The organism is Streptoalloteichus hindustanus, assembly GCF_900129375.1.
In the GTDB taxonomy this organism is placed as follows: domain Bacteria; phylum Actinomycetota; class Actinomycetes; order Mycobacteriales; family Pseudonocardiaceae; genus Streptoalloteichus; species Streptoalloteichus hindustanus.
Map to the genome: position 1 here is coordinate 206,292 of NZ_FQVN01000001.1, position 19,709 is coordinate 226,000.

Genomic DNA, 19,709 nt, shown 5'->3' on the forward strand with positions numbered 1-19,709 from the left:
GCAAGACGATAACAGTCCGCGCAGGTGGTCGCGCTCGAACCGGTCAGACTCCCGCGTAGGAGTGCAGGCCCGTGGTGACCAGGTTGACGAAGAAGAGGTTGAACACGGTGGCCGCGAAGCCCGCCACGTTCACCCACGCGGCACGGGTGCCCCGCCAGCCGGCGGTCGCCCGCGAGTGGAGGTAGGCCGCGTAGATCACCCAGGAGATGAAGGCGACCGTCTCCTTCGGGTCCCAGCCCCAGTACCGGCCCCACGCCGACTCGGCCCACACCGCGCCGGCGATGATGCCGAAGGTCAGCAGCGGGAAGCCGAACACCGAGACGCGGTAGGCGGTCTTGTCCAGGGCCGCCGACTCCGGCAGCCGGGCGGCGAGCCCGGCGAACCGCTTCGGGTTGGCCTCGTTGCTCGCCTTCACCACGTAGAGCAGGCTGATCACGCCCGCGACCAGGAACGCGCCGCTGGCGATCACCGCGGCGGACACGTGGATCACGATCCAGTACGAGCGCAGCGCCGGCACCACCGGGGCCGCCTCCGCGTAGAGCAGCTTGGCGGCGATGAACAGCATGATGCCGATCGGCGTCAGCACGAACGCGCCGAGCTGGCGGACCGGGTGCCGCCGCACCATCACCAGCCAGGCGACCACCGCGGCCAGGCACACCGCGGAGATGTACTCGTACATGTTGCCCCAGGGCACGCGGCTGGTGGCCAGCCCGCGCAGCACCAGCGACGCCAGGTGCAGCAACGCGCCGAGCACGGTCAGCGCCACGCCCATCCGACCCAGCCGCTCGGGCAGCGGGCGCTCCCGGGGCGGGGGCGGCGCGGGGCGCTCGGCCACCGCCGTGCCGCCCCCGCCCGCGGCGACCGCCGCGAGCTTCGCCTCCCGCTTCAACGCCTGCCGGCCGAAGGCGCTCTCCGCGGCGTGCAGCAGCAACGCCAGGAAGTAGACCGCCATCGCGCTGACCACGGACAGGTCGCTGTACTGCGCGTAGGTCTGGTTGATCGGCATCAGGGCACGTCCTGTCGTTCGCGGCCGCCTCCCGGGGCGGCCAGGGGTCGGCCGACGGCCAGCAAACCACCGGCAAGCCTGGTGAACTCCTCGCCGTAGCCGGCCTGGTCCGTGCGGGCGAGCCCGCCGACCTCGACGACCGTACGGCCGGTCCCGTCGGCGTCGCCAGACGGGGCGGCCCGCAGCCACAGCCGGCGCCGCTTCACGAGCAGCGAGCCGCCGAGGCCGACCAGCACCAGCACCGCGGCGACCAGCACCCACTCCTGGGCGGGGTCGTGCGAGACCTGGAGCGACACCCAGTTCTCCACGCCGTCGAACCGGATCCTGGTCCCGTCGTCGAGGGTGAGCTCCTGCCCCAGCTCCAGGTTCTTCCTGGCCACCTTGCTGAGCCGGCCGGCGTCGACCATCCTGCGGTCGATGCTGAAGATCGACTGAGGCGTGCCGGAGTCGGTGCCGAGGTCGCCGACGTAGACGTCGACGGCGACGGCCGGCCGGTTGGGCATCGGGAACACCGAGGTGAGCACGGTCCCGTCGTAGCCGGCGGTGGGCGCGAACAGCCCGGTGACCGCGAGCTGCGTCTTCCGCCGCTGCTCCGGATCGGTGACACCGGGCCGGTCGAACTTGGTGGCGCCCTCGGACAGCAGCGTCGTCGTGTCCATCGGCTTCCACTGGACGGCGCCGGTCCGCTGCTGGCCGTCCGGGAAGGTGACCACGAACCGCGGGGCGTAGCCGTGGCCCAGCAGGTAGACCCGGTCGCCGTTGACCCGCAGGGGGCTGTTGACCTCCAGCCCGTACTTCCGCCACGCGTCGGGGTCGTTCCCGAGGGAGGCGGCGCCGTCCTGGTAGGTGAGGTCCGCGTGGAAGACGTCGGCCTGGCCCGTGTGCAGGTACTTGGCCTGGAAGCCGTCCACCCGGACGCAGAACGGCGAGAGCTCCGTGCCGTCGACCCGCAGGCCGGGCCGGAACGAGTCGTAGGCGAACAGGCCGGAGTTGCACCACTGCCGGTTCTCCGAGCCGTCGGCCCGGACGATGACCTGGCCCTCGTAGCCGTACAGCTTGCCGGCGGCCAGGCCGACCAGCAGCAACATCATGGAGAAGTGGAAGACGAGGTTGCCGGCCTCGCGCAGGAAGCCGCGCTCCGCGCTGATCGTGCGCGCCCCGTCGGCCTCCTCGCGCACCGCCACCCGCCAGCCCCGCAGGCGCTCCTTCGCGTGGGCGACCACGGCGTCCGGGTCGGCGTCGACCTCCGCCCGCGCGTAGTGCGGCATGCGGGTGAGGCGCCGCGGGGTGAGGGTGGGCTCGGCCCGGAGCTGCTGCGCGAACTCGAACGTGCGCGGCACGAGGCAGCCGATCAGCGAGACGAACAGCATCAGGTAGATCGCGGCGAACCAGGGCGCCGCGAAGACGTTGAAGAAGCCGAGCTTGTCGAGCCAGGGGCCGACGACGTCGTGCTCGGCCTTGTACTGCTCCACCTTCGCCGAGTTCAGCGAGTACTGCGGCAGCAGCACGCCGGGCAGCGCGGCCAGCGCGAGCAGGAACAACAGCACGAGCGCGGTCCGCATGGCGGTCAGGCCACGCCAGGTGTTCCGGAGGAGGGCGAGGATGCCGGCCATCAGATCGGGGTCTCGAATCCCTCGATGGGCTTGCGCAGCAGGGCCACGAGGTCAGCCCACATCCCGGTCACCAACAGCACCCCCACGACGACGAGCAACACGCCCCCGGCGATCTGCACGTGCCGGCCGTGCCGGCGCAACCAGCCGGTCGCGCGCAGCGCCCACCGCGCGCCCAGCGCGAGGACCACGAACGGCAGGCCGAGCCCGAGGCAGTAGGCGAGGACCAGCGCGACGCCGCGCGCCAGGTTCCCGCCGCTGGTCCCCGCAGCCATCGTGACCACGCCGGACAGCATCGGCCCCATGCACGGCGTCCAGCCGAGCCCGAACAGCGCCCCGAGGACCGGCGCGCCCGCGAGGCCCATGCGCGGGACGCGGTGCGACCGCACGTCCTTCTGCAACGCCGGCACGAGCCCGACGAAGACCAGCCCCATGAGGATGGTCACCACGCCGCCGATCCGTTGCAGCAGCTCCATGTTGCCCAGCAGCGCGTCGGACAGGCCGACCACGCCGACCATGATCACCGTGAAGACCGCGGAGAACCCGGCCACGAACAACGCGGCCGCGCCGGCCACCCGCCACCGCCCCTTCGCGGGCGGCTCGTCGACACCCACCGGCGGGGCGTCGGCGCCCACCACCCCGGAGAGGTACGCGAGGTATCCCGGCACCAACGGCACGACGCAGGGGGAGGCGAACGACACCGCGCCGGCCAACATCGCCATGGCCGCCGCCAGCAGCAGCGGCCCGGAGGACGCCAGGCCGTTGTAGTCCACGGCCCGTCAGCGTAGGGACACCTGTTGGGTGGCTACGCACCGGCCCACCCGACGGGTGACGCAGCCCGCACCCCGCGACCGGGCCGCGACGCGCTGACCAGCGGTCACGCCGGCTCGGCTGCGATCTGCTCCACGGCCGGCCGGAGGTCGGAGTCGAGCAGGGTCTCCAGGAACACCGCGGCGACCCGGTGCTGGCGGTCCAGCACGATCGTCGACGGCACGGTGTTGCGGGGGTAGCCCTTCAGCCCGAGCAGGGACCGGCCCGGCGGGTCGAACAGCGACGGGAACGTGATCCCGTTGTTCCGCGCGAAGTCCTCGGCCGCGCTCCGGTCGTCCCGCACGTTCACCCCGAGGAACTGCACGCCGGACCCCTTGGTGGCCTCGGCGACGCGCTCCAGGTCGTCGGCCTCGCCCCGGCACGGGGCGCACCACGAGCCCCAGAGGTTGATCACCACGACCTTGCCGGCGTAGTCGGCGACGCTGATCCGCTTCCCGCGCTCGGCCAGGCTCTCCCCGGCGATCTCCGGCGCCTTCTGCCGGTCGGCCGGCTCGTACCGGATGCGGGTCTGACCGCCGGGCGCGACGAACTGGAAGTCGCCCCCGGTCGCCACCGCGTCGCCGCCGGTCGAGCAGCCGGTCAGCGCCGCGACCGTGGCCACCCCGGCGACGAGCGCCGCCCCGAGGCGGCGGAGCACCGGCCGGGTCGTCATGCGCCGGTCACCGCAGGGTCGGTGCTGCCGGCCGGCTCGGCGTAGGCGATCCGGATGAGCTTCTCGTCCTCGAACACGAGGCTGGTCAGCGAGGCCAGCGAGCACTGCCGGCGCCGGGGGTCGTGCCAGAGCCGGCGGCCCTCCAGGAAGCGGCGCAGCGTCCAGATCGGCAGCTGGTGGGACACGCAGACCGCCTCGTGGCCGGCCGCCGCCGACCGGGCGCGGTGCACCGCGGCGAGCATGCGGTGCGCGATCACCAGGTACGGCTCGCCCCAGGACGGGCGGAACGGGTTGCGCAGCTTCGGCCAGTGCTGCGGCGAGCGCAGCGCGCCGTCGCCCACGGCCACCCGCAGCCCCTCGAACAGGTTGTCCGCCTCGATCAGCCGGTCGTCGACCGCGACCTCCAGGGCGTGCGCCTCGGCGATCGGCCGCGCGGTCTGCTGCGCCCGCTCCAGCGGCGAGGCCACCACGTGCGTCACGTCGTGGTCGGCCAGGTGCTCGCCGACCAGCTTGGCCTGCTGCTGACCCGTGCCGGAGAGCCGGAAGCCGGGCAGCCGGCCGTAGAGGATGCCCTCCGGGTTGTAGACCTCGCCGTGCCGGAGGAGGTGGACGACGGTGCGGGTCACTTGCTCTCCTCCGGGGCCTGCGCGGCGGCCGCCGCGGCGGCGGCGTGCGGCAACGCGTCGGCGATCACCTCGAACGCCGCGTCGTCCAACGCGGCGGACACGAACCACGCCTCGAACGCGCTGGGCGGCGGGTAGACGCCGCGCTCCAGCAGCGCGTGGAAGAACGGCGGGAACCGCCAGGTCTGGGCCGCCCTGGCGGAGTCGTAGTCGCGCACCTCGTCGGCGGTGAAGAACACGCTGACCAGGTTGCCCGCGTACTGCACGCGGTGCGTCACGCCGGCCTCGGCGAGCGCGGACCCGATCAGGTCGCCCAGCCGCCGGGCGTTGGCGTCCAGGGCGGCGTAGACCTCGTCCGTCGCGTTGCGCAGGGTGGCCAGGCCGGCGGCCACCGCCACCGGGTTCCCGGACAGCGTGCCCGCCTGGTAGACCGGGCCGACCGGGGCCAGCCGCGCCATGATGTCGGCGCGGCCGCCGAACGCCGCCGCCGGGAGGCCGCCGGACATCACCTTGCCGAAGGTGTAGAGGTCGCCGGCGACGCCGTCCAGGCCGAACCAGCCGGAGCGCGAGACCCGGAACCCGGTCATCACCTCGTCCATGACCAGCAGCGCGCCGTGCTCGTGGCAGGCGTCGCGCAGCGCGGCGTTGAACCCCTCGACCGGGGCGACCGCGCCCATGTTGCCGGCCGCCGCCTCGGTGATCACGCAGGCGACGTCGTCGCCGTGCTCGGCGAGCACCGCGCGCACCGCGTCGATGTCGTTGTAGGGCAGGACGATCGTGTCGGCGGCCTGCGCGCCGGTGACGCCGGGGCTGGTGGGCAGGCCCAGCGTGGCCACGCCCGAGCCGGCGTGCGCGAGCAGCGCGTCGACGTGGCCGTGGTAGCAGCCGGCGAACTTGATCACCTTGCGCCGCCCGGTGAAGCCCCTGGCCAGCCGCACGGCGCTCATCGTGGCCTCGGTGCCCGAGTTGACCAGCCGGACCCGCTCGACCGGCGCGACCCTGCCGATGATCTCCTCGGCGAGCTCGACCTCGCCCTCGGTCGGGGTGCCGAAGGACAGCCCGCCACCGGCCGCGGCGCGCACCGCCTCGACGACGGCGGGGTGGGCGTGCCCGAGGATCATCGGACCCCACGAGCTCACCAGGTCCACGTAGCGGTTGCCGTCGGCGTCCCACAGGTGGGCGCCCTCGCCGCGCACCATGAAGCGCGGCGTCCCGCCCACCCCGTGGAAGGCCCGCACCGGGGAGTTGACCCCGCCCGGCGTCGCGTTCGCCGCCCGCTCGAACAGGGCGCGCGACGCGGCGGTGTTCGCCGAGGCCGTCCTGTTCTCCGCCGTGTTCTCCGAGTTCCTCGCGGCCGTCACGCCCCCAGTGTCGCAGCCCCCCGTGGCGGTCGGTTGCGCCCCCTGGGTGACCCCCGTCTCTCCCGCCCCAGGTCGGGACCGGGCCGGAGCGGAGGCGCCGGCTCAGCGACGCCGGCGGCCGCGCCCCCCGGCCCGGACCGCGAGCACGAGCTGGCGCAGCGCGTCCAGCAGCGCGAACCCGGACAGCACCGCCAGCCCGACCGCGCCCGCCAGCCAGTGCCCGAAGTAGCGGGTGACCCGTTGCACGGGCTCGCCCTCCCGCCACGCGGGGAACTCCACCACGGCGGCGCCCCGGCGCCAGGCCCAGACGGCGGCGACGACGAGCAGCGCCGCGAGGACGACCTCGGCGAGCGCGACGAGCGCGCGCCACGGCTGGTTCAGCCGGGGCGAGGAGCCGGCGCCGGGAACCGGCGGGGGCGTGCCGGCGGGCGCGGTGGTCTCTGCGGCGCTCACAGCTCGGCAGCTTCTCACGCCGGCCGCAGCAGGCGCGCGACGGCGGCCCGCAGCGCCGCCGGATCGTGCGACCACGCGAGCACGACGCTGCCGTCGACCAACCGCAGCGGGACGGCGGTCGTGCCCTTCGGCGGCGTCCACCCGCCGCCCAGCACCCGGGCCCCGACGGGCACGCCGACGTCGTCGACCTCGGCGATCCGGTCGACGGGCAGCTCCTCCCTGCCCTGGCGCAGCACCGAGGGCGTCAGCGACACCGAACAGGCCCGCTGGCGGGCCTGCGCCCAGACCACGGCCGCGACGACCCAGCCCGCCGCCACCGCCGACCAGACCCCCCAGTGGGCCGCGCCGCCGAGCAGCGCCTCCACCCCGGCGGCGGCCAGGGCGATCACCGGACCCCACAGCACCGGCCACCAGCTCGTCCCGCGTTCGGCGTGCAGCACCGGCTCGGGTTCGCTCACGCCTGTCCCCGCAGGTCGGCGAGCCAGGCCGTGGTGGCCGGTAGCCACAGCGCGACCAGCCCGCCGGCGAGCAGCGCCAGCACCACCAGGCCGGTCACGCTGAGCCCGCCGGCGACGAACAGCAGGAAGAGCTGGAGCATCCCGACCAGGGTCAGCGCGGCGCGCGCCCACGGGCGACCCCGCCGCAGGACCAGGGCGAACCCGGCGCTGGCCACCGCGAACAGCCCGTTCACCGCGGCGTTCTGCCAGACGAGGCGGTTGACGATCTGGTCGACCTGGTCGACGGGCACCAGGTTCCGGTTGAGCAGGTCCTGCCGCAGGGTGCCCCGCCCCGCCCAGAGGAGGCCGGCCTGCAGCGCGACGAACACCGCCAACGCCAGGAAGAAGCCGACCGCGAAGTGCGCGGTGCGCGGCGCCGGGGCGGCGGTCGTGCTTCCGTCGTCGCTCAAGATTCCTCCGTCCGGCGAGGGAACGTCCCGTCGCAGGGTAGGACCCGGCACGTCGGCGCTGGTCGGGACCGGCGGTTGTTCGGTCGGCACTGCTCGGACGGCACTGCTCGGACGGCACTGCTCGGGAGAGGGCGTCGGCGTCGACCGCCCGGAGAAGCGCGGACGCCCCGTCCGGCGGGCGAACGGGGCGTCGGCGTCGGCGGGACAGCGAGCCGCTCAGCGCGCGGGCCGCTGCTGCGCCTGGAAGTACGCGTTCGCGTTGGGCAGGAACATCAACACCACCGCCGCGACCGAGACCAGCGACGACAGCACCGACGCCCAGGTCGGGCCGGTCAGGAGGAACAGCACGCCGAGCGCGGTGAGCACGGTCAGGGTGATCCGCGCCCAGTTGCGCCCCGCCCGCATCTTCACCGCGAACAGCAGGTAGAGCGCGGCCACGACGACCGCGACCACGGCGGTGAACGCGATGACCAGCGACACGCCCGCGTCGACCTGCTCCGCGGTGAGGGTCGGGCTGGCCTCCCGGGTCGCGCGCGCCATCTCGTCCCGGCTGCCGGCCAGCACGACCGGAGCCAGGAAGGACAGCAGGGCGCTGGCGACCCACGTCCAGAAGGAGATCTGCACCTCGACCGGGCGCCGGGGAACCACCGACTCGTGCGGGCTCAACGGCGGCGCGGCGGGCAGGTGCCCGACCGGCGCCGGCGGCGCCGGCGGGAACTGCTGCGGACTCGGCCCCTGGTCGGGCCTCGGAGATTCCGTCACGAACCCACCGTAGGGCGGCGAACCGACAGGAACGTGACGTTGGGACGTTTCGATGCCCCAACGTCACGTTCGTCGCCACCGATCACTCCACTCGGCGGGCGAGCTGCGCCGACAGCCCGTCAGCCGACCGGACGACGTTCGCCGCGGAAGTAGGCGTTGGCGTTGGGCAGGAACATCAACACCACGGCCGCGATCGCGATCAGCGTGCCGATCGAGCCCGCCGAGGCGGCCGCCACCTGCACGAGGAGGAACAACGCCGTGATCACGGTGAGCGCGATCCGGGCCCAGTTCCGCCCGGCCCGCATCTTCACCGCGAAGAACACGTAGAGCGCGGCCACCAGCACCGCCACCACGATCGTCAGCCCGATCGTGACGTTGGCCAGCCGCTCGGCCTCCTCGGCGGTGATGTTCGGGTCCTGCCGGCGGATCTGGTCGATCGCCGGCTCCCGCTGGGTCAGCGCCAACAACGAGCTCAACGCGCTGAGCACGGCGCTGACGATCCAGATCCAGAACGAGATCCGCACCTCGCGGGGCGGCCGGGACACGGGCTGGGCCGGCGGCTCGTCCAGCGGCGGGGCCGTCGGGTAGCCGGTCGCCCCTGGCACGGGTGGCGGCGGGCCGCCGAGCGGCGGGGCGACGGGCAGCCCGGCGTCCCCGTGCGGGGGTGTGGTGGCTCCCGGCTGCTCCGGCACGGCGGGGCCGCCGGGGCCGCCGCCGGGCGCTCCCGTCAGCTCACCGGGCGGGGGTGTCGCGAGTGGGGTCGTCGGCGGTTCCGCCGACAGGGGAGGTTGGTCGCCGGCGGCCCGGTCACCGGCACTGGCCCGGTCACCGGCACTGTCGGCGGGAACCTGGCCGGGTGGGACCGGCGACGGCTCGCCGGTCCCCTGGGGAGGGGGTGACACGGGGGGAGGCGGCAGGTCCGCCCGCTCCTTCCGCCCCTTCTCGGCGTCGTGGTTGTTGGGCGCGGTCACCCGCCGCAACCTAGGCCGGTCCCGGCGGCGGGACCGCTCCCGCCCAGCAAAACCCCCGGATCGAGTGAAGGGTGACCGCCCTAACGGGTGGGTCGGGCCAGCGCCTGCGTCCGTCGGTAGTAGCCCACGTGCGCGAACCAGCCGTTGGCCTGAGGCAGGAACATCAGCACCAGCGCCACCGCGTCGAGGAGCAGCGAGATCACGGCCACGACCACGTCGAGCGCGCCCACCCGGACGCCGAGCGCCCCGGCCAGACCCGCCGAGATCCCCGCCAGGCCGACGAGACCGCCGAACACCCCCAGCCCGCCGAGGACGGCGAGCACGATCCGCGCGGGGTTCCACCCACCGGCCATCCGGTTGGCCAGCAGGACGTACAGCCCGAGCAGCGCGAGCGCGAGCAGCAGCCCGAAGGTCACCCCGCCGCTGGCCGCCTGGTCGAGCTGGTCCTGCCCCAGCTTCGGGTCCATCCGGCGCAGCTCGTCGACCATGCGGTTGCGGTCGGCCAGCTTGATGACCGACCGCACCGCGCCCAGCAGCGCGCTGGCGATCCACAACCACCGGGCCAGGACGACGGGGCGCGGCGCGGGCGGCGGCTCCGGCACGGTCGGGTGCACGACCGGGGGCATCGGGTGCACGCTCAGCCCTCGCGCAGCCAGCGCGCGGCCTCGACCGCCCAGTACGTCAGCACGCTGTCCGCCCCGGCCCTGCGGACGGAGGTGAGCGTCTCCAGGATGGTGCGGCGCCGTTCGAGCCACCCGTTGGCGGCGGCGGCCTCGACCATCGCGTACTCGCCGGAGACCTGGTAGGCGAACACCGGGACGGTCGAGACCTCGGCGACGGCGCGCAGCACGTCCAGGTAGGGCAGCGCGGGCTTGACGATCACTGCGTCCGCGCCCTCCGCCAGGTCCAGGTCCAGCTCGCGCAGCGACTCCCTGACGTTCGCCGGGTCCTGCTGGTAGGTCTTGCGGTCACCGGTGAGCGCCGACTCCACGGCGTCCCGGAACGGGCCGAAGAACGCCGAGGCGTACTTGACGGAGTAGGCCAGGATGCCGGCGTTGACGTGCCCGGCCGCGTCGAGCGCCTCGCGGATGACGCCGACCTGGCCGTCCATCATCCCGCTCGGCCCGACCATGTGCGCCCCGGCCTCGACCTGGGCCACCGCCATCTCGGCGTAGACCCGCAGGGTGGCGTCATTGTCCACCGAGCCGTCCTCGGCGAGCACGCCGCAGTGGCCGTGGTCGGTGAACTCGTCCAGGCAGCAGTCGGACATCAGGACGGTGGCGTCGCCGACCTCGGCGCGCACGTCGCGCAGCGCCACGTTGAGCACGCCGTTCTCGTCGACCGCCCCGGATCCGGTCGGGTCCTTGCGCTCCGGCACGCCGAAGAGCATCAGCCCGCCGACGCCGGCCTCCACCGCCTCGGCGGCGGCCTTGCGCAGGGAGTCGCGGGTGTGCTGCACGACGCCCGGCATCGAGGCGATCGGGATCGGCTCCCCCGCCCCCTCCCTGACGAACATCGGCAGCACCAGGTGACGGGGCTCGACGCTGGTCTCGGCGACCAGGCGGCGCATCGCGGGGGTCGTCCGCAGGCGACGCGGACGGTGGGACGGGAACACCTCGGCGTACTCCCTTCGGGGGTGTTCGGCGTCGACCACGCCGACGAGCCGGCGGGGGCTCGTCAGGCGCGGTCGACGCCGAGCGGTGACTCCTGCGCGCTCAGCGACGGGCGCGCTTGGTCTTGCGCGGGGGCGGCAGCGCCCCCTCGGCCCGCAGCCGGGCCGCGTGCTGGGCCAGCGCCTCGACCAGCGCCGGCACCTGGGCCACCTCCGGCTGGACGTCCACCCGCAGGCCGAACTCGCGGGCGGTCTCCGCCGTGGCGGGGCCGATGCAGGCCACGATCGTGCGGGCGTGCGGCTTGCCGGCGATGCCGACCAGGTTCCGCACGGTGGACGACGAGGTGAAGCACACCGCGTCGAACCCGCCGGTCTTGATCATCTCGCGGGTGTCGGCTGGCGGCGGCGCGGCCCGCACCGTGCGGTACGCGGTCACGTCGTCGATCTCCCAGCCGCGGTCGCGCAGCCCGGCCGCCAGCGTCTCGGTGGCGATGTCGGCCCGCGGCAGCAGCACCCGGTCGACCGGGTCCAGGATGTCGTCGTGCGGCGGGAAGTCGGCCAGCAGACCCTCGCTCGACTGCTCCCCGGAGGGGATCAGCTCCGGCTGGATGCCGAACGAGCGCACCTTCGCCGCGGTGGCCTCGCCGATGCAGGCGATCTTCACCCCGGAGAACGCCCGCGCGTCCAAGCCGAACTCGCGGAACTTCTCCCACACCGCGCGCACCGCGTTGGTGGAGGTGAAGATCACCCACTGGTAGCGGCCGTCGACCAGGCCCTTGACCGCGCGCTCCATCTGCGCGGGGCTGCGGGGCGGCTCGACCGAGATGGTCGGCACCTCGACCGGGATCGCGCCGTGCGAGCGCAGCCGGTCGCTCATCGCGCCCGCCTGCTCCTTCGTGCGCGGCACCAGGACCTTCCAGCCGTACAGCGCCCGGGACTCCCACCAGGACAGCTTCGCCCGGCCGCCCGCGGCGGCGCCGATGGTCACCACCAGCGGCCCGGCCAGCTCCCCGGCGTCGGCGGCCAGCGTGGCCAGCGTGGTGTCCACGGTCCGCTGGCTGCACGTGGTGCCCTCGGCCGTCACCGCCACCGGCGTCTGCGCGGCCACGCCGTGCTCGACCAGCGCCGACGCGGCCTCGGCCAGGTGGCTCCCGGTGGCGTGCAGGACCAGCGTGCCCGGCGCGGCGGCCAGTGCGGCCCAGTCCACGTCGCCGCGCACGTCGGCCTCGGTGTGCACCGTGCCCAGGGCGATGCCGGCGTAGGCGGGAACCGCCGTCACGCTGGCCACGCCGGGCACCACGTCGAAGGCGACGCTGGTGCGCGCCACGGCCTGCGCCTCCCGGACCACGGCGTCCGCGGTCAGCGGGTCACCGGCCACCAGGCGCACCACCGACCGGCCGGACCTGGCCTCGGTGACCAGGTCCCTCGCCACGTCCGCCGGGTCGCCGACGGCCGGCCGCACCTCGGCCCCCTCGGGCGCCAACGCGACGACCTCGGCCGGGACGTCGGGGTCGGTCACCACCAGCGAGGCGCGGGTCAACAACTCCTGCGCCCTGACGGTGAGCAACCCCGCGTCGCCGGGGCCGGAGCCCACGAAGGCGACGCGCCCCGGGGTCTTGCGTGCACGGGTGGTCATCAGGCACTCCCCATCCCATTCACTCCCCGGGACCGCCGAGCACGGCGGCGCCGAGGTCGAGCAGTTCCGCGGCCAACGCCCGGCCGAGCTGCTCTGCTGCGGTCGTCTCACCGGTGGTCGAGGCGCGCAACAGCTCGTCGCCGGGCGTGGCGGCCACCCCACGCAGCGACAGCCTCAGGACGGAGCGGACCGCACCCGCGGCGCTCTCGTCCAGGTCCTCGACCACCTCGGCCAGTGCGCCGACAGGCGCGGAGCAGCCCGCCTCCAGCGCGGCCAGCATGGCGCGCTCGGCGATGACCGCCACCCGGCTGGCCGGGTCGTCCAGTGTGGACTGGAGGAGGTGCTCGACGTCGACGTCGTCGACGCGGCACTCCACCGCGAGCGCGCCCTGCGCGGGAGCGGGCAGCATCTGCAGCGGGTCGAGCACCTCGGTGATCGCGTCGAGCCGGCCGATGCGGGCCAGCCCGGCGCGGGCGAGCACGACGGCGTCCAGCTCGCCGTCGACAACCTTGCGCAGTCGGGTGTCCACGTTGCCGCGGATCGGCACCACCTCAAGCCCGAGGCCGAGCGCCCGCAGCTGCGCGGCGCGGCGCGGCGAGCCGGTGCCGACGGTGGAGCCGGGGGGCAGTTCGCCGAGCGTCAACCCGTCCCTGGCCACCAGCGCGTCCCTGGGGTCCTCGCGCAGCGGCACGGCGGCCAGCGACAGCCGGGGGTCCCCCGCGGTCGGCAGGTCCTTGAAGGAGTGCACCGCGACGTCCACCTCGCCGTTGGCGAGCGCGTCCCGCAGCGCCGAGGTGAACACGCCGACGCCGATCTCGGCGATCGGCGCGGACGACTGGTCGCCGGGCGTGCTGACGGTGATGATCTCCACCTGGGCGCCCGCCCGTTCCAGCGCGTCCGCGACCGTGCCGGTCTGCGCGAGCGCCAGCGCGCTGCCGCGGGTTCCGATCCGCAGCGTCCGGTTCACCGCTTCTCACCGTCCTGTCCGTGGTCGACGGTACGCGGGGCGGTCAGGGCCGCGGCCGCGTTCGAGTCCAGGCCGAACAGCTCGCGCAACGCGTCCGCGTAGCTCGACCCGCCCGGGGCCGCGGCCAGTTCCTTGACCCGCACCGTCGGGGTGTGCAGCAGCTTGTCGACGACCCGGCGCACCGTGCGGGCGAGCTCGTCGCGCACCGTCGCGTCCAGGTCGGGCAGTCGTGAGTCCAGGCGCAGCAGCTCGGCGTCGACCACCTCGGCGGCGCGCCGGCGCAACGCGGTCACCGTGGGGGTGACCTCGGCCGACCGCTGCGCGGCCAGGTAGGCGCGCACGCCCTCGGCGACCAGCTCGGCCGCCCGCCGGGTGTCGGCGCCGGCCGGGGCCTCCAGCAGGCGGCGCTGCAACGTCTCCAGGTCCACCACGGTCACGCCGGGCAGGCCGCCCACGGCCGGGTCGACGTCCCTGGGCAGGCCGAGGTCGCAGACCACCAGGGGGTGGGCCCGCTCGGCGCGCGCCGCCACGACCATGTCGACGTCCACGACCGACTCCACCGCGCCGGTGCAGGCGACCAGCAGGTCGGCCGCGGCCAGCTCGCCGACCACCTCGGCCAGCGGCACGGCGCGGGCCGGGGTGCCCTCGGCGAGGCTGAGCGCGGCCAGCCGCTCGCCGTTGGCCGTGGTGCGGTTGGCGACCACGATCTCGCCGACGCCGGCCCGGCGCAGGTGGGCGGCGGCCAGCCCGGCCATCGACCCGGCCCCGACGATCAGCGCCCGCCGGCCGGCCAGCCCGTCGAGCACCCGCTCGGCGTCGGCGAGGGCCTCGGTCACCACCGACGCGCCGGCGTGGTCGATCCCGGTCTCGGCGTGCACCCGCTTGCCGACCCGCAGCGCCTGCTGGACGACCTCGTGCACCACCCGACCGGTGGTGCCGGCGGTCTCCGCCTCCGCGTAGGCGGCGCGGATCTGGCCGAGGATCTGCGCCTCGCCCACCACCATCGAGTCCAGCCCGGCCGCCACCGTGAACAGGTGCTCGGCCGCGGCGCCCGCGTAGTGCACGTACAGGTGCGGGACCAGCTCGGTCACCTCGCACCCGGCGTGCCGCGCGAGCACCCCGGTGATGTCGGCCAGGCCGCCGTGGAACGCCTCCACGGCCGCGTAGACCTCCACCCGGTTGCAGGTGGACACCAGCACGGCCTCGCTGACGTTGGGGCGGTCCAGCAGCTCGCCGAGCAGCTTGCCGACCTCGCCACCGGACACCGCGACACGCTCGAGCACCCGCACCGGCGCGGTGCGGTGGGACATCCCGACCGCGAGCAGGCTCACCGGCGCATCACCACCCCGTCCACATCGGACAGATCCGCGCCCTCGCCGGCCGCCTCCGCGGCCTCGTCCGCCCGTCGGGCGACGTGGAAGGACAGGATCTGCATCTCCACAGCCAGGTCGACCTTGCGCACCTCGACGTCGTCCGGGACCTGGAGCACGACGGGCGCGAAGTTCAGGATGCACTGCACACCGGCGGCGACCAAGCGGTCGCAGACCTCCTGCGCCGCCGGCGGCGGGGTGGCGATGACGCCGATCGAGACCTCCCGCTCGGCCACCACCCTCGGGATGTCGTCGACGTGGTCGACCGGGATGCCCCCGACCGGGACGCCGATCAGGTCCGGGTCCACGTCGAACAGGGCGGCCACCGGGAACCCCCTGCCGGGGAAGCCGCCGTAGTTGGCCAGGGCGTGCCCCAGGTTGCCGATGCCCACGACGCACACGCTGTGCTTCCTGGTCAGGCCGAGGATGCGCTCGATCTGGCCGACCAGCACGTCGACGTCGTAGCCGACGCCCCGCGTGCCGTAGGAGCCGATGTAGGAGAGGTCCTTGCGCAGCTTCGCCGAGTTCACGCCGGCGGCGGCGGCGAGCTCCTCGCTGGAGATCGTGTTCACGCCCTGCTCGGCCAGGCCGGAGAGCACCCGCAGGTAGATGGCCAGCCGGGCGACGGCGGCCTCCGGGATGGCGCGCGCCCGCTCCCTGGCGGTCGGCTCGGGGGCCTGGTCGGCCGGGGCTCCGGAGCTCGCGGAGCCGGCGTCGTCGGCCGCGACCCGGGGGGCCGCGACGCGATCCGCTCCGGGGGCGGTCGGGGTGCTGGTCACGACCTCGCCACCCTCGTCCCGCTGTCCCGCCACACTGAACTCCCTCTGCCCGGTGCTGCGCCCGCCCCCGCCGAGCCTCCCGCCACAGTCGTCCCGGGCGGCGGCCCGGACGGCTCGGGAGGGCCAGGGTGGATTCCGAGTGGTTTCCGCCGAAGCCCTTGACGGCGCGACGAAGACACGGTAGCCGCTTGTGAACGCAGGCACAAAGTCGCGCGTCGCGGGCATGACGAGACGCACACGGGCACTGCGACGCAGGTCACGGCCATCGCCCGAACGGCCTAGCCGGGCAGGTGGACCCTCACCACGCGCCCACCCGGTCGCGGCGAGGGCCGCCGGGTGCGCCCCGCCCGCGCGTCGCGGCCCGGGGTGGCGCCTGCCCAGGTGACACCCGGGCAGGCGGGAAACGCGGCGGGCTCAGCCGGCCAGGGCGCGGCGGAGGCGCTCCTCCTCCACCTTCCAGTAGCCGTGCTCGGCGCCGTCGACCAGGATCACCGGCACGCGGTCGCCGTACTCGGCGCGCAGCTCCGGGTCGGTGTCGACGTCGACCGCCGACCACTCGACGGCGAGCTCGCCGCAGATGCGCCGCAGGTCGGCCTCGGCCACCTCGCAGGCGTGGCAGCCCTGCCGGGTCATCAACGTCACCTGGTGCGACACGCCCGCTCCTCCCACGGCTCGACGCTGCGTGCCGACACAGAAAAGCACAGGCGGCGCACGGTGCGGACGCCGGGCCGGCGGGCCACGCGCCCGCGTGCCCCGGGCCTTCCGAACCCGGGGCCGTGGCGAGGGATGGTCTCCTCCGGGGCGCCGTCAGCGTTCGAGCAGGGCGCGGCCGATGACCAGGCGCTGGATCTGGTTGGTGCCCTCGACGATCTGCAGGACCTTGGCCTCCCGCATGTAGCGCTCGACCGGGTAGTCCTCGACGTACCCCGCGCCGCCGAGCACCTGAACCATGTCGGTGGTGACCTTCATGCAGGTGTCCGTGGCGACCAGCTTGGCCATGGCGGCCTGGGTCGCGTAGGGCCGGCCGGCGTCCTTGCGGCGCGCGGCGGCGAGGTAGAGCTGCCGGGACGCCTCGATGCCGGCCGCGGCGTCGGCGAGCAGGAACGACACGCCCTGGAAGTCGCCGATGGGCCGGCCGAACGCCGTCCGCTCGCCCGCGTACTCGACGGCGACGTCCAGCGCGGCCTGGGCCAGCCCCACCGCGCACGCGGCGATGCCGAGCCGGCCGGCGTCCAGGGCGGCCATCGCGACGCCGAAGCCCTCGCCCTCGGCGCCCAGCCGCCGCTCGGCGGGAACCCGGGCGCCGTCGAACACCACCTGCGAGGTGATCGAGGCCTTCATGCCCATCTTGCGCTCCGCGGGGGCGGCGACCACCCCCGGCGTCTCCGCCGGCACCAGGAACGCGCTGATGCCCTTGGCGCCGTCGTCGCCGGTGCGGGCCAGCAGCGTCGAGAAGTCGGCCACCCCGCCGTGGGTGATCCACGCCTTCGTGCCGGTGACCAGGTAGTCGCCGTCGGCCTGGCGCTCGGCCCTGGTGCGCAGCGCGGCCGCGTCCGACCCGCAGTGCGGCTCCGACAGGCAGTACGCGCCGAGCAGCTCGCCGCCCAGCATGTCCGGCAGCCACCGCCGCTTCTGCTCCTCCGAGCCGAAGTTCGCCAGCGCGTGGCAGGACAGCGTGTGCACGCTGACGCCGAGACCGACCGCCAGCCACGCCCTGGCCAGCTCCTCGACGACCTGCAGGTACACCTCGTAGGGCTGGCCGGAGCCGCCGTGCTCCTCCGGGTAGGGCAGGCCGAGCAGCCCGGCCCGGCCCAGGGTGCGGAACAGGTCCCTCGGGAACTCGGCGGAGCGCTCGGCCGCCGCCGCGCGCGGGGCCACCTCCCGGACGGCGAGTTCCCTCGTGAGCTCCAACAGCGCCGCCGCGTCGTCGGTCGGCAGCTGGCGGTCGATGACGGGCGCGCCCATACCGGCGTCCTCCAACAGTGGCACGGGACTAGGTGTCCCGATAGTAGGACGCCCAACGGTTGGAACGTCAGACTCCGAGCGCTCGGAACCGTGTCAGCCCGATGTGGCCCGCGTCACCGCCGCCGCGCCCTCAGCGCAGGGCGCGACGGGCCAGCTTGCCGGTCGGCGTGTGGGGCAGCTCGTCGACGAACTCCACCAGCGTGGGGACCTTGAACTTCGCCAGGCGCGCCGCGCAGTGCTCCCGGACCTGGTCGACGGTCAGCTCCGCGTCGGGCCACGGCACGACCACCGCCTTGACCGTCTCGCCGGTGACCGGTTCCGGCACGCCGACGGCGGCCGCCTCCGCCACCCCCGCCAGCTCGCACAGCACGTGCTCGACCTCGTGCGGGTAGACGTTGAAGCCGTTGACGATGATCAGGTCGCCGGCCCGGTCCACGAGGTGCAGGTCGCCGTCGGCGTCCAGGTAGCCGACGTCGTTGGTGCGGAACCAGCCGTCGGCCGCCGGGCCGTCGGCGGCGTCCGGCCAGTAGCCCAGGAAGAGGTTGTCACCGCGGGCGGCGACCAGGCCGGTGCCGGCGGCGTCCTCCCCCATCTCCGCGCCGTCCGGCAGCGGCTCGCCGTCGACGTCCACCAGCCGCAGCTCGACCCCGGGCAGCGGGCGGCCCACCGCGCCCGGCTTGGGCCGGCCGGACACCAGGGTCGAGGTGAGCACCGGGGCGGCCTCGGTCAGGCCGTAGCCCTCGAACACGTCCAGGCCGGTCGCGGCCCGGAAGGCGGTCAGCACGTCCGGCTCCAGGGGCGCGGCGCCGGAGCCGAAGACGCGGACGGTGGTGAACCCGGCGCGCAGCCGCTCGGCCGGCAGGCGCAGCCACGCCGTGTACATGGGCGGCACACCGACGACGGCCGTCACGCGGTGCCGCTCGACGACGGCCAGCGCCTCCTCCGGGTCGAACCGCTCCATCAGGACGCCGGTGGCGCCGGTGGCCGCCACCTGGAGCAGCCCGGGCCCCAGCCCGTAGGCGTGGAACAGCGGCACCGCGAGGAGGACCCGGTCGGCGGCCGTCACCGGGGCCGGGCGCAGCGCGGCGCACTGCCGCACGTTCGCCAGCAGGGCCCGGTGCGGCAGCATCGCGCCGCGCGGGGCGCCCGAGGTGCCGGAGGTGTAGGCCAGCACCGCCAGGTCCTCGTCCCCACCGACGGCCTCGAAGGGCTCCGCGGTCGCGTCGGGGTCCGGCGCGGCGTGGACGGGCAACCCGCCCGCGTCGGCTCCGCCCCCGACGACGAACACCGCGCCGCTGTCGGTCAGCACACGCTCCAGCTCGCGATCCGGCGCTCCTGGCGCGAGGGGAACCACGACGCAACCCGCGCGGAGGGCGCCGAGCACCGCGACGCAGAACGCCGTCCCGGTCGGCAGCCGCACGGCCACGCGGTCACCCGCGGCCGCCCCCAACTCCCGGACGCGGTGAGCCTCGGCGTCCACTGCGGCGTCGAGCCGCGACCAGCTCCGGGTCGTCCCCGCTGTGACGTCGACGAGCGCGGGGTGCTCCCCTCCGCGCTCGGCCGCCCCTCGGACGAGCTCGGCGACGTTGCTGACGGTGGGGACGCGCGTCATGGAGGACCTCCTCACGGCCGGGCGAACCCGGCTCGGGCCGACGAGTCGGCGAGCCCCGGCCTTCGCAGCACTCTGTAGTCGACTTCCGATGATCACGCCATACGCGTCTCGTGTCGAAACGGTCCCGTATGCCGACCGTGACGACCGCGTCCGCGCCACCACCGCGTCCACGAAAACAGATGAAGAATTCTCACTTTCATCGGGGTTTCGACCGGATGGAGGCACGGGGAAACCACCCCTGGCTTTCGCCGGGTGATCCGGCTAAGAAGGGCGACGATCACGACCGGAACCCCGACCGCGCCGGCGATCCCGGCGTCGGACCCGCCCGGGCGCGGGTCCGGCCAGCGCCGGCGCGGACCGGGTCGACGAGTGAGGACAGCGGACAGCGTTGACGGTGGGACGACAGGGTTGGGTCACGAACAACGGCCATTCACGTCGCGGGCGGACGCACCGGCAACACGCCGACGATCGCATCTGGCGCGCGGACAACGCCGATGGCACAGCGAGTGGCCAGGCGCGACCCGAGCGAGTCGCCTTTCCTGTTCGGCCCGTGTCGGCGGCCACGCCGCGAGCTGTCTCCCTTTCGATACCA

General features: G+C 74.7%; 20 protein-coding genes. All 20 read right to left on the bottom strand.

Translation table 11 applies throughout. The features are described 5' to 3' along the window. Positions 1-43: 43 nt before the first annotated feature. Positions 44-1,006, bottom strand: a complete 963-nt coding sequence (gene ccsB / locus BUE43_RS01025; protein WP_073479422.1) for a c-type cytochrome biogenesis protein CcsB — start codon at positions 1,004-1,006, stop codon at positions 44-46. After that, complete coding sequence (gene resB, locus BUE43_RS01030; RefSeq protein WP_073479423.1) at positions 1,006-2,619, bottom strand: cytochrome c biogenesis protein ResB; 1,614 nt, start codon at positions 2,617-2,619, stop codon at positions 1,006-1,008. Before resB ends, ccsB begins: the two co-directional genes overlap by 1 nt. Then, positions 2,619-3,338 carry a cytochrome c biogenesis CcdA family protein gene (locus tag BUE43_RS01035; RefSeq protein WP_073480159.1) on the bottom strand — a complete coding sequence of 240 codons (720 nt, stop codon included), beginning with the start codon at positions 3,336-3,338 and terminating at the stop codon, positions 2,619-2,621. Before BUE43_RS01035 ends, resB begins: the two co-directional genes overlap by 1 nt. Before the next feature lie 155 nt (positions 3,339-3,493). Next, a complete protein-coding gene (locus BUE43_RS01040) occupies positions 3,494-4,099 on the bottom strand; it encodes a TlpA family protein disulfide reductase (protein ID WP_073479424.1) in 606 nt (201 codons plus the stop codon). Then, on the bottom strand, positions 4,096-4,725 hold the full coding sequence (locus BUE43_RS01045; protein WP_073479425.1) for a histidine phosphatase family protein: 630 nt from the start codon (positions 4,723-4,725) through the stop codon (positions 4,096-4,098). Before BUE43_RS01045 ends, BUE43_RS01040 begins: the two co-directional genes overlap by 4 nt. Further along, entirely contained in the window at positions 4,722-6,083 is a 1,362-nt protein-coding gene (gene hemL, locus BUE43_RS01050) for a glutamate-1-semialdehyde 2,1-aminomutase (protein ID WP_073479426.1), read from the bottom strand. Before hemL ends, BUE43_RS01045 begins: the two co-directional genes overlap by 4 nt. 102 nt (positions 6,084-6,185) lie before the next feature. Next, on the bottom strand, positions 6,186-6,536 hold the full coding sequence (locus BUE43_RS01055; protein WP_073479427.1) for a hypothetical protein: 351 nt from the start codon (positions 6,534-6,536) through the stop codon (positions 6,186-6,188). 14 nt (positions 6,537-6,550) lie between these two features. Continuing rightward, entirely contained in the window at positions 6,551-6,994 is a 444-nt protein-coding gene (locus BUE43_RS01060) for a hypothetical protein (RefSeq protein WP_073479428.1), read from the bottom strand. After that, the gene (locus BUE43_RS01065; RefSeq protein ID WP_073479429.1) at positions 6,991-7,443 is read right to left on the bottom strand and encodes a hypothetical protein; all 453 of its coding nucleotides are present in this window, start codon (positions 7,441-7,443) and stop codon (positions 6,991-6,993) included. The genes BUE43_RS01060 and BUE43_RS01065 overlap by 4 nt, the downstream gene beginning before the upstream one ends. Positions 7,444-7,659: 216 nt before the next feature. Further along, positions 7,660-8,205: a hypothetical protein gene (locus BUE43_RS01070; RefSeq protein WP_143173890.1), complete on the bottom strand. Its 546-nt coding sequence runs from the start codon at positions 8,203-8,205 to the stop codon at positions 7,660-7,662. Positions 8,206-8,324: 119 nt separating this feature from the next. Then, positions 8,325-9,176, bottom strand: coding sequence for a hypothetical protein (locus BUE43_RS01075; protein WP_073479431.1), 852 nt, complete (start codon positions 9,174-9,176; stop codon positions 8,325-8,327). Between the two features lie 80 nt (positions 9,177-9,256). Next, a complete protein-coding gene (locus BUE43_RS01080) occupies positions 9,257-9,802 on the bottom strand; it encodes a hypothetical protein (protein WP_143173891.1) in 546 nt (181 codons plus the stop codon). 11 nt (positions 9,803-9,813) lie between these two features. Beyond that, positions 9,814-10,791, bottom strand: a complete 978-nt coding sequence (hemB, locus tag BUE43_RS01085; RefSeq protein WP_073480160.1) for a porphobilinogen synthase — start codon at positions 10,789-10,791, stop codon at positions 9,814-9,816. A gap of 100 nt (positions 10,792-10,891) precedes the next feature. After that, complete coding sequence (locus BUE43_RS01090) at positions 10,892-12,424, bottom strand: bifunctional uroporphyrinogen-III C-methyltransferase/uroporphyrinogen-III synthase (protein WP_073479433.1); 1,533 nt, start codon at positions 12,422-12,424, stop codon at positions 10,892-10,894. Between the two features lie 19 nt (positions 12,425-12,443). Further along, entirely contained in the window at positions 12,444-13,391 is a 948-nt protein-coding gene (gene hemC / locus BUE43_RS01095) for a hydroxymethylbilane synthase (RefSeq protein WP_073479434.1), read from the bottom strand. Beyond that, on the bottom strand, positions 13,388-14,722 hold the full coding sequence (locus BUE43_RS01100) for a glutamyl-tRNA reductase (protein ID WP_073479435.1): 1,335 nt from the start codon (positions 14,720-14,722) through the stop codon (positions 13,388-13,390). The genes hemC and BUE43_RS01100 overlap by 4 nt, the downstream gene beginning before the upstream one ends. Next, on the bottom strand, positions 14,719-15,573 hold the full coding sequence (locus tag BUE43_RS01105; RefSeq protein WP_234995471.1) for a redox-sensing transcriptional repressor Rex: 855 nt from the start codon (positions 15,571-15,573) through the stop codon (positions 14,719-14,721). The genes BUE43_RS01100 and BUE43_RS01105 overlap by 4 nt, the downstream gene beginning before the upstream one ends. A 381-nt stretch (positions 15,574-15,954) precedes the next feature. Beyond that, entirely contained in the window at positions 15,955-16,194 is a 240-nt protein-coding gene (locus tag BUE43_RS01110; RefSeq protein ID WP_073479436.1) for a glutaredoxin family protein, read from the bottom strand. A gap of 153 nt (positions 16,195-16,347) precedes the next feature. Continuing rightward, positions 16,348-17,505, bottom strand: coding sequence for an acyl-CoA dehydrogenase family protein (locus tag BUE43_RS01115; RefSeq protein ID WP_073479437.1), 1,158 nt, complete (start codon positions 17,503-17,505; stop codon positions 16,348-16,350). Positions 17,506-17,635: 130 nt separating this feature from the next. Beyond that, positions 17,636-19,117 carry an AMP-binding protein gene (locus tag BUE43_RS01120; protein WP_073479438.1) on the bottom strand — a complete coding sequence of 494 codons (1,482 nt, stop codon included), beginning with the start codon at positions 19,115-19,117 and terminating at the stop codon, positions 17,636-17,638. Positions 19,118-19,709 lie beyond the last annotated feature (592 nt).

Coding starts and splice junctions, on each gene's coding strand:
- ccsB (WP_073479422.1), bottom strand. CDS start 1,006: ATGCCGATCAACCAGACCTACGCGCAGTACAGCGACCTGTCCGTGGTC.
- resB (WP_073479423.1), bottom strand. CDS start 2,619: ATGGCCGGCATCCTCGCCCTCCTCCGGAACACCTGGCGTGGCCTGACC.
- BUE43_RS01035 (WP_073480159.1), bottom strand. CDS start 3,338: ATGGCGATGTTGGCCGGCGCGGTGTCGTTCGCCTCCCCCTGCGTCGTG.
- BUE43_RS01040 (WP_073479424.1), bottom strand. CDS start 4,099: ATGACGACCCGGCCGGTGCTCCGCCGCCTCGGGGCGGCGCTCGTCGCC.
- BUE43_RS01080 (WP_143173891.1), bottom strand. CDS start 9,802: ATGCCCCCGGTCGTGCACCCGACCGTGCCGGAGCCGCCGCCCGCGCCG.
- BUE43_RS01090 (WP_073479433.1), bottom strand. CDS start 12,424: ATGACCACCCGTGCACGCAAGACCCCGGGGCGCGTCGCCTTCGTGGGC.
- BUE43_RS01115 (WP_073479437.1), bottom strand. CDS start 17,505: ATGGGCGCGCCCGTCATCGACCGCCAGCTGCCGACCGACGACGCGGCG.
- BUE43_RS01120 (WP_073479438.1), bottom strand. CDS start 19,117: ATGACGCGCGTCCCCACCGTCAGCAACGTCGCCGAGCTCGTCCGAGGG.